Genomic DNA, 6,692 nt, shown 5'->3' on the forward strand with positions numbered 1-6,692 from the left:
GCTTGCAAAACTGGCTGGCCATGCACTGGTTGGCCTTCACCGTATTGTTGCTGCGCAAAATTGCCCCATCTTCTACTTCCTAAACAGCTTCAATAACTGCCGTTTCATTTTTTTCTCTTGCCACGCTTATGTTTTCATCTTCTGCTCTCCCCAAAATGCTTTGCGGCGCAGCCCTGTTGTTTGGTTCAGCCAGCTGCGTATCGCAGAAAAACTTCGACGCTGTGCAGCGCCAATACCAGGATGCCGCGCAGGCCCGCGACCAGCTGCAGGTAGAGAAATCGGCCCTCGAAAATGAGAAAGCGCGCAACGAAGAATCGTTGCGTAGCAATCTGCTTTCGAAAAACCAGCAGGTAAATCAGCTTAACCAAAGCCTCGACGGCGCGCAGCAAGCGAATTCGCAGCTTTCGACTGATTTGCGCAGCAAGGAAGAGCGCATTGCCGAAATGCAGCGCGTGCTCGACCAAAAAGAAGCGGCCGTGAAGGCGCTACGCCAGAAAGTGGGCGACGCGCTGCTCGGTTTCAACGCCCAGGATTTGCAGGTAAATGTGAAAAACGGCAAAGTGTATGTGTCGCTTTCCGAGCAGCTGCTGTTTAAATCGGGTTCAACTAAAGTGGACCCCAAAGGCCAGGAAGCCCTCAAGAAACTGGCCGCCGCCCTCAAGGGCAACCAAGATGTGAACGTGCTGGTGGAAGGCCACACCGACAACGTGCCGGTGCGCGGCGTGGTGAACGGGGCCAAGGACAACTGGGATTTGAGTGTGCTGCGGGCCACCGAAATCACCCGTATTCTCACCGAAGCCGGACTTTCCGACTCGCAGGTTACGCCCTCGGGCCGCGCCCAGTACGTGCCCGTAGCCCCCAACGACACGCCCGCCAACAAAGCCCTCAACCGCCGGACCGAAATTATTCTGACGCCCAAGCTCGACGAGCTTTTCCAGATTCTGGAGCAGAATTAAGTGGCTTGCTGCCAGTGTTGTTACCCAGCTACAACACTCCGAATCTTGGTCTATTGCGCTAAATTATAAACGCGTTTTCAGCAGCGCTTCATCGCAAATTCAGCCCGTAGGGTTAACTAAAAATTAGCAGTCTGTTTGCCGGCGATTACGCCTGGTTAAGCAGGCTGTTTTTTGATGCAGCCAATTTAATATTCAATCCATCAGCTGTTTTAGAATTTTTCGCGTATCGGAAATATATCAGGCACAAATTGTTTGTTGGAATAAAAATAAACCAGCAACTTTGCGAATACCCAATTTTTCAACCCGTATATTTCTCCGATGGCAACCAACGACCTCAACAAGCTCCAGGAAATTCTCAACAGCGCCGAAGACAACCACGCGCTGCTGACCCGTATTCGCAAGCAGGCTACCAAAATCAACTCCATGATGGAAGAGCTGAATGCCATGCTGGAGCCCGGCTACAAAATTGAAAAGAAAGAGCGGAAGCCCCGCGCCGCCAACGGCACCGGCAAAGGCCCCGGCCGTCCGCGCAAAAACGCTGCCGCCGAATAATATATTCGGTGCATTTAGTTAAAAAGAAGCCCGGTGGTCGTAAGGCCACCGGGCTTCTTTATTGGCAATAGCGCGGCTGCGCACATCAATTATCAGAGTCCGTATTTGCTCAGCAAATACACCAGCGCAGCCATGCTGGCGCCGCCCAGCTCCAGCTCGCGCCGGTTCACCTTATCAAACGTATCGGCGGCGGTGTGGTGGATGTCGAAGTAGCGCTGCGAGTCGCAATCGTAGCCGACCAGGGCCTTTACCTGGCCCTTGAGCGGGCCGATATCGGTGCCGGCGTGGCCCTGCGTGAACTGGCCGCTGCCGTAGGGCGCAAACAGCGGCTGCCAGGTTTCAATTTTGCGCACCACCGCCGGGGCCGCATCAATGTTGAAGCCCCGCGGCGTGAAGCCGCCCCCATCCGACTCCATGGCGGCCAGATGGTTTTCGTTGTTGGCCTTGGCCTGCTCGGCGTACTTCATGCCGCCGCGGTTGCCGTTTTCCTCGTTCATGAACAGCACGGCCCGCACGGTGCGCTCGGGGCGCAGGCCGGTGGTTTTCAGCAGGCGCAGCGCCTCCATGCTCTGTACGCAGCCCGTGCCGTCGTCGTGGGCGCCCTGGCCCAGGTCCCAGGAGTCGAGGTGGCCGCCGACGGTGATAATCTGGTCGGGGTATTTCGAGCCCTTGATTTCGCCGATGACGTTGTAGCTTTTCACGTCGGGCAGGGTCTGGCAGTTCATTTCCAGCTCCACGCTCAGGTTGGGGTCGGCCTTAAGCAGCTGGCTCAGCTCATCGGCGCCTTTGGTACTGACGGCGGCGGCGGGCACTTTCGATACGCCGTCCTGGTAGCTCATGGTGCCGGTGTGCGGATAATCGTCGTGGGCGAGCGTGAGGCTGCGCACGAGCGCGCCCACGGCCCCGCGCTTGGCGGCGGCGGCGGCTCCGGAGCGGCGCTGGTCGCCGGCCTCCCCGTAGGCCCGGCCGGTTTCCACGTGCAGCGGGTTCATGGGGCGGTTGAAGAACACGAACTTGCCCTTCACCTGAGCTTCGGGCAGCGCGGCCAGCTCGGCCAGGCTCTGCACCTCCACCACGCCGGCGCGCAGCTTGCCGCCGGTGCCCACCGAGCCGCCCAGCGCGCACACGCTCAGGTTTACGCCCTTGCCTTTGGCCGACCGGATGCTGGCCTGTTCGGCCTTGCCGCGCACCCAGTGCGGCACCATCACCTCCTGCAGATACACGCGGTCGAGGCCCAGCTTTTCCATCGTCGTCTGGCCCCACTGCACGGCCTGGGCCGCCTGGGGCGAGCCGCTGAGTCGGCCGCCAATCTGGCCCGTGAGGTAGCGCAGGTTCTCGTAGCTCTGCCCGCGGGCCAGGGCCTCGTCGTAAATCCGGCGGATGTTAACCGAGTCGGTGCGGGTGGGCGTCTGGGCCTGAGCCACTAGTGGCGCGGCGGGCAGCAGCAGCGCCAGCACAAGGGCCCGGCGAAGGAAAGCAAATTGCATGATAAAGAGGGAAAAGGGCGGGAAAGAAATCAGCGAAGTAGCCAATAGTAACGCAAGCCGGCCGCCGGGTTGCAGCGGCCGGCAGCAAGGGGCCGGCTAGTGGCTGCGCACACCGTAGTGGTGGGCTACGGCCGTAGCAGGCCGGGCGGGGTCGGTGGGCAGGCGCACTTCCAGCAGGTAGTCGTAAGCTTCATCAGCAATGGCGGGCACGGGCCGGGGGGCGCCCAGCGCATCCACGGTTTCGAGCATGGTGTTGGAGTGGCCCACTACCAGCACGTTCTGGTTGGAGTAGTCGCGGCGGATGCGGGCGGCCAGCGCGGGCAGGTCGCGGGCGTCGTAGAGCAGCACCGGCAGGCCCCGGACGGCAGCCAGCGGCTGGGCCGTGGTGCGCGTGCGTTTGGTATCGGTGCTGAACACGGCGCTCAGGCGCGTCTGGCGCGGGATGGCGGCGGCCAGCGCCTGGGCGCGGGCCTGTCCTTCGGCCGTCAGAGGCGGGTCGGTGGGGTCGGTGGCGAGGTCTTTTTCGGCGTGGCGCACCACGTACACGCGGGTGGCGGGGCCCGCGGTGGCTGGCTCGGTGGGGGTAGCCTTGCGCACGCAGCCGGCCCCCAGCAGCAGCAGCCCCAACAGCCAAACGAGCCGGAAACGAAGGAAATCAAGCATAAACAGTGGGTTTTTAACTGGATTGCAGGCAAAACTGCCGGGCAACGGGCCGGGTACACGCCGGGCGCCGCGGGCACTCCCAGGCCGAAAGCTACGGCCAACCCGGCAGCAACGCAACCGCCGCCGCCAAGGCGGCGCGGCCGGGGCCGGTGTTGCGGTGTACCAAGGGAAGGCCGTTACGAAAACGTCGGCAGTCGGTCTTGCCATAATACTAGCGGCTTATATTATTTATACCTTCGCCGAATGTCCGAACAGCCGCCTGCTTCCAGCGTGGCGGCTTCACTTCCTCTTATGACCAAAAACTTACTTCTGCTGACGCTGGCCGGCGTTGCGCTGGCAGTGCCGGGCCAGGCCCAAACTACTCCGGCAGTCACGAATGCCGTCACTGAAATCATTACCGATTACAATGGTTACTGGCGCAGTGGTACCGGCAAAAACGGCAACGCGGCCCTCAACCCCACCATGCCCGAAGACTCGCACAACCTGTTGGCTTTCAAGCTAGGTAATAATATTTTCTCCACTGGGGTCAATAATGCTAAGCTGGACGAAGCGAAAATCAGCTACGCGAAAAGTGCATATAAGGCACTGCCGGTACTCAATATTGCCGGTGAAATTGTTCCTAATACGAAAGTGGGTTTAGGGCAGCGCTACGATAAAGTAAACAACGGCCCCAGCGTGCCGGCCCCCGCCCGCGACCTCGCGCCCTACCTGCGCGACGGCCTCAACGGCCTCGACCTGGGCACGGGCGTAGCCAATGTGCCAGCCGGGGCCATCGATTTTGGCATTGATAACGTGAAAGTTTCTTCTCTGGGCGATGGTAATCCCGATATCGTCGTGACCCAGATTGCCTCGCCGGGCGGCAAAAATGATGTGTATCAGTTTCTGGATGCCAACGACAAGCTAGTAGGCAACTCCGTGACAATCAACATAGGTAGCCTGGCAGTGGTGGGCAACTGGATGGCTGATTTCTACGAAGCCAGCACCAACCCCATGACCCTGGGGGCCGGCTTCACCAATACCGAGCGGCCCATCCGGCTGTGGGCGGGCGACTTTGCCGCGTTCGGCATCACCAGTGCCAACGTGGCGACCATCCGCAAGTTCCGCCTCAACATCAACGGCGACAGCGACCTGGCATTTGTGGCCTACAATACCGAAGCGGCCGAGCTCAAAAACCCGCTGCCCGTTACGCTGACTTCCTTCACTGGCCAGGCCAAAGCCAGTTACTCGGATTTGCGCTGGGAAACGGCGCAGGAGCTGAATTCGGCCGCTTTTGAGGTGCAAGCCAGCCCCGATGGCCGTACGTTTGCCGTGGTGGGCCGGGTAGAAGCAGCCGGCAACTCTGGCACGGCTCACCGCTACTCCTACCGCCACCGCACCACCCAGGCCGGCCCGCGCTACTACCGCCTGCGCCAGCTCGACCTGGACGGCAGCAGCACCTATTCATCGGTGGTTACTTTGGTGGCCGCTGGCGCGGGTTCTCCGCTACAGGTAACGGCCGCGCCCAACCCCTTCGGCGCCAGCCTGCACCTGCTCCTGAGCCGCGCCGACGCAGGTACGGTGCAGGTGCAGCTCGCCACGCTGGCCGGCCGCACGGTATACGAGCGTCACTTCGAGCATCTCGGCCAGTCGGGCAAGCTGGAACTGACGGGTCTGACCGGTTTGCCAGCCGGCTTGTATCTGGCCCGGGTGGTTGTGGATGGGCAGGCCACGGTGCTGAAAGTGGTGAAGCAGTAAGCCGCAGTTAGCGGATTCTGATGCCACCGGCTGAACTTTTGGGCCGCCCGGTGGTCATATGCAGCAAGGCCCTCCCGGCAGCGGGAGGGCCTTTTGTTTTCCTTCCGGTTATCTTGATGCCCTATGCCCCATCTGCCGCCTGCCATTGAAGTCCGGAACCTGAGCAAGCACTACGGCGCGCACGCGGCGGTGCAGCAGGTATCGTTTCGGGTGGAAGCGGGCCAGACACTGGTGCTGCTGGGGCCCAGCGGCTGCGGCAAAACTACGCTGCTACGCATGCTCAACCGCCTCGTGGAGCCCGACAGCGGCAAGGTGCTCATCAACGGGCACGACGCCCGCAACCAACCCGCCGAGCAGTTGCGCCGGGGCATGGGCTACGTGATTCAGCAGGTAGGGCTGCTGCCGCACTACACGGTGGCCGAAAACGTGGCCGTGGTGCCCCAGCTGCTGGGCCACGCCCCGGCCGCCATAGAAGCCCGCACCCAGGAGCTGCTGCGCCGCCTGCACATGCCGTCCGAGCGGTTTGCCGGCCAGTACCCGAGTCAGCTTTCCGGGGGCCAGCAGCAGCGCGTGGGCCTGGCGCGGGCCCTAGCCGCCGACCCGCCCATCGTGCTGCTCGACGAGCCTTTCGGCGCCCTCGACCCCATCACGCGGGCCAGCATCCGGCGTGAATTTCGCGAGCTGCCCGAGCTGCGCAACAAAACAATGGTGCTCGTCACCCACGATGTTACCGAGGCCTTCGAACTGGCCGACCAGATTCTGCTGCTCGATGCGGGGCAGGTACAGCAGCTGGGGCCACCCCGCGAGCTGCTGCTGCGCCCCGCCAACGACTTCGTGCGCCGCTTCTTCGCCGCCGAGCAGCTGGCCCTGCAACTGCGCGCGTTGCGGCTGGCGGATGTGTTACCGGAATTGTCGAAAACTGGTGACAATCAACTCTTATCTAACAATCAATCAACGCCTAACACCCTCTTCCCTACTGCATCAGTTCAGCAGGCACTGGAGCAGCTAAGCCACGCACCGGCACCGGCTTCGGGCGAGGCAGTGGTGTGGGTTCAGCTGCCCGACAGTACCGTGCAGCCCCTCACCTACGCCACGCTCATGGCCGCGTTTGGCCGGGCCGTGCGGCGGTTGGCCCACCCGTCATCCTGAGCGAAGTGAAGGACCTTATTGCGTTTGCACAGGTCGTTAGTACGATTGCTCTGGCGTTGAAGCTGTTTAGGAAGTAGAAGATGGGGCAATTTTGCGCAGCAACAATACGGTGAAGGCCAACCAGTGCATGGCCAGCCAGTTTTGCAAGCTG

Annotated in this window: 6 protein-coding genes; 4 read left to right on the forward strand and 2 right to left on the reverse strand. The window is 61.6% G+C overall.

Annotation, left to right across the window (positions count from 1 at the left end):
- Positions 1-221: 221 nt before the first annotated feature.
- Both H145_RS0119005 and H145_RS0119010 read left to right on the forward strand, forming a co-directional pair.
- Positions 222-956 carry an OmpA family protein gene (locus tag H145_RS0119005; RefSeq protein WP_240471735.1) on the forward strand — a complete coding sequence of 245 codons (735 nt, stop codon included), beginning with the start codon at positions 222-224 and terminating at the stop codon, positions 954-956.
- 318 nt (positions 957-1,274) lie between these two features.
- A complete protein-coding gene (locus H145_RS0119010; RefSeq protein ID WP_019949734.1) occupies positions 1,275-1,508 on the forward strand; it encodes a hypothetical protein in 234 nt (77 codons plus the stop codon).
- A 92-nt stretch (positions 1,509-1,600) separates the two neighbouring features.
- On the opposite strand, the gene H145_RS0119015 is transcribed toward H145_RS0119010, so the two are convergent.
- Positions 1,601-2,995: a M20/M25/M40 family metallo-hydrolase gene (locus tag H145_RS0119015; RefSeq protein WP_083937866.1), complete on the reverse strand. Its 1,395-nt coding sequence runs from the start codon at positions 2,993-2,995 to the stop codon at positions 1,601-1,603.
- Positions 2,996-3,091: 96 nt separating this feature from the next.
- On the reverse strand, positions 3,092-3,658 hold the full coding sequence (locus tag H145_RS23830; protein ID WP_169513218.1) for a phosphoglycerate mutase family protein: 567 nt from the start codon (positions 3,656-3,658) through the stop codon (positions 3,092-3,094).
- A gap of 291 nt (positions 3,659-3,949) precedes the next feature.
- Here H145_RS23830 and H145_RS0119025 point away from each other — a divergent pair, with 291 nt between their 5' ends.
- On the forward strand, positions 3,950-5,392 hold the full coding sequence (locus tag H145_RS0119025; protein WP_019949737.1) for a T9SS type A sorting domain-containing protein: 1,443 nt from the start codon (positions 3,950-3,952) through the stop codon (positions 5,390-5,392).
- A gap of 123 nt (positions 5,393-5,515) precedes the next feature.
- Positions 5,516-6,541 (forward strand): ABC transporter ATP-binding protein, encoded by a 1,026-nt coding sequence (locus H145_RS0119030; RefSeq protein ID WP_019949738.1) that lies wholly within the window; start codon positions 5,516-5,518, stop codon positions 6,539-6,541.
- The last annotated feature ends 151 nt before the right edge of the window (positions 6,542-6,692 follow it).

It is taken from the genome of Hymenobacter aerophilus DSM 13606, from assembly GCF_000382225.1.
In the GTDB taxonomy this organism is placed as follows: domain Bacteria; phylum Bacteroidota; class Bacteroidia; order Cytophagales; family Hymenobacteraceae; genus Hymenobacter; species Hymenobacter aerophilus.

What these genes read in the sequence shown, in the direction of transcription:
- H145_RS0119030 (WP_019949738.1), top strand. Translation starts at nt 5,516, where the DNA reads ATGCCCCATCTGCCGCCTGCCATTGAAGTCCGGAACCTGAGCAAGCAC.
- H145_RS23830 (WP_169513218.1), bottom strand. Translation starts at nt 3,658, where the DNA reads ATGCTTGATTTCCTTCGTTTCCGGCTCGTTTGGCTGTTGGGGCTGCTG.
- H145_RS0119010 (WP_019949734.1), top strand. Translation starts at nt 1,275, where the DNA reads ATGGCAACCAACGACCTCAACAAGCTCCAGGAAATTCTCAACAGCGCC.
- H145_RS0119025 (WP_019949737.1), top strand. Translation starts at nt 3,950, where the DNA reads ATGACCAAAAACTTACTTCTGCTGACGCTGGCCGGCGTTGCGCTGGCA.
- H145_RS0119015 (WP_083937866.1), bottom strand. Translation starts at nt 2,995, where the DNA reads ATGCAATTTGCTTTCCTTCGCCGGGCCCTTGTGCTGGCGCTGCTGCTG.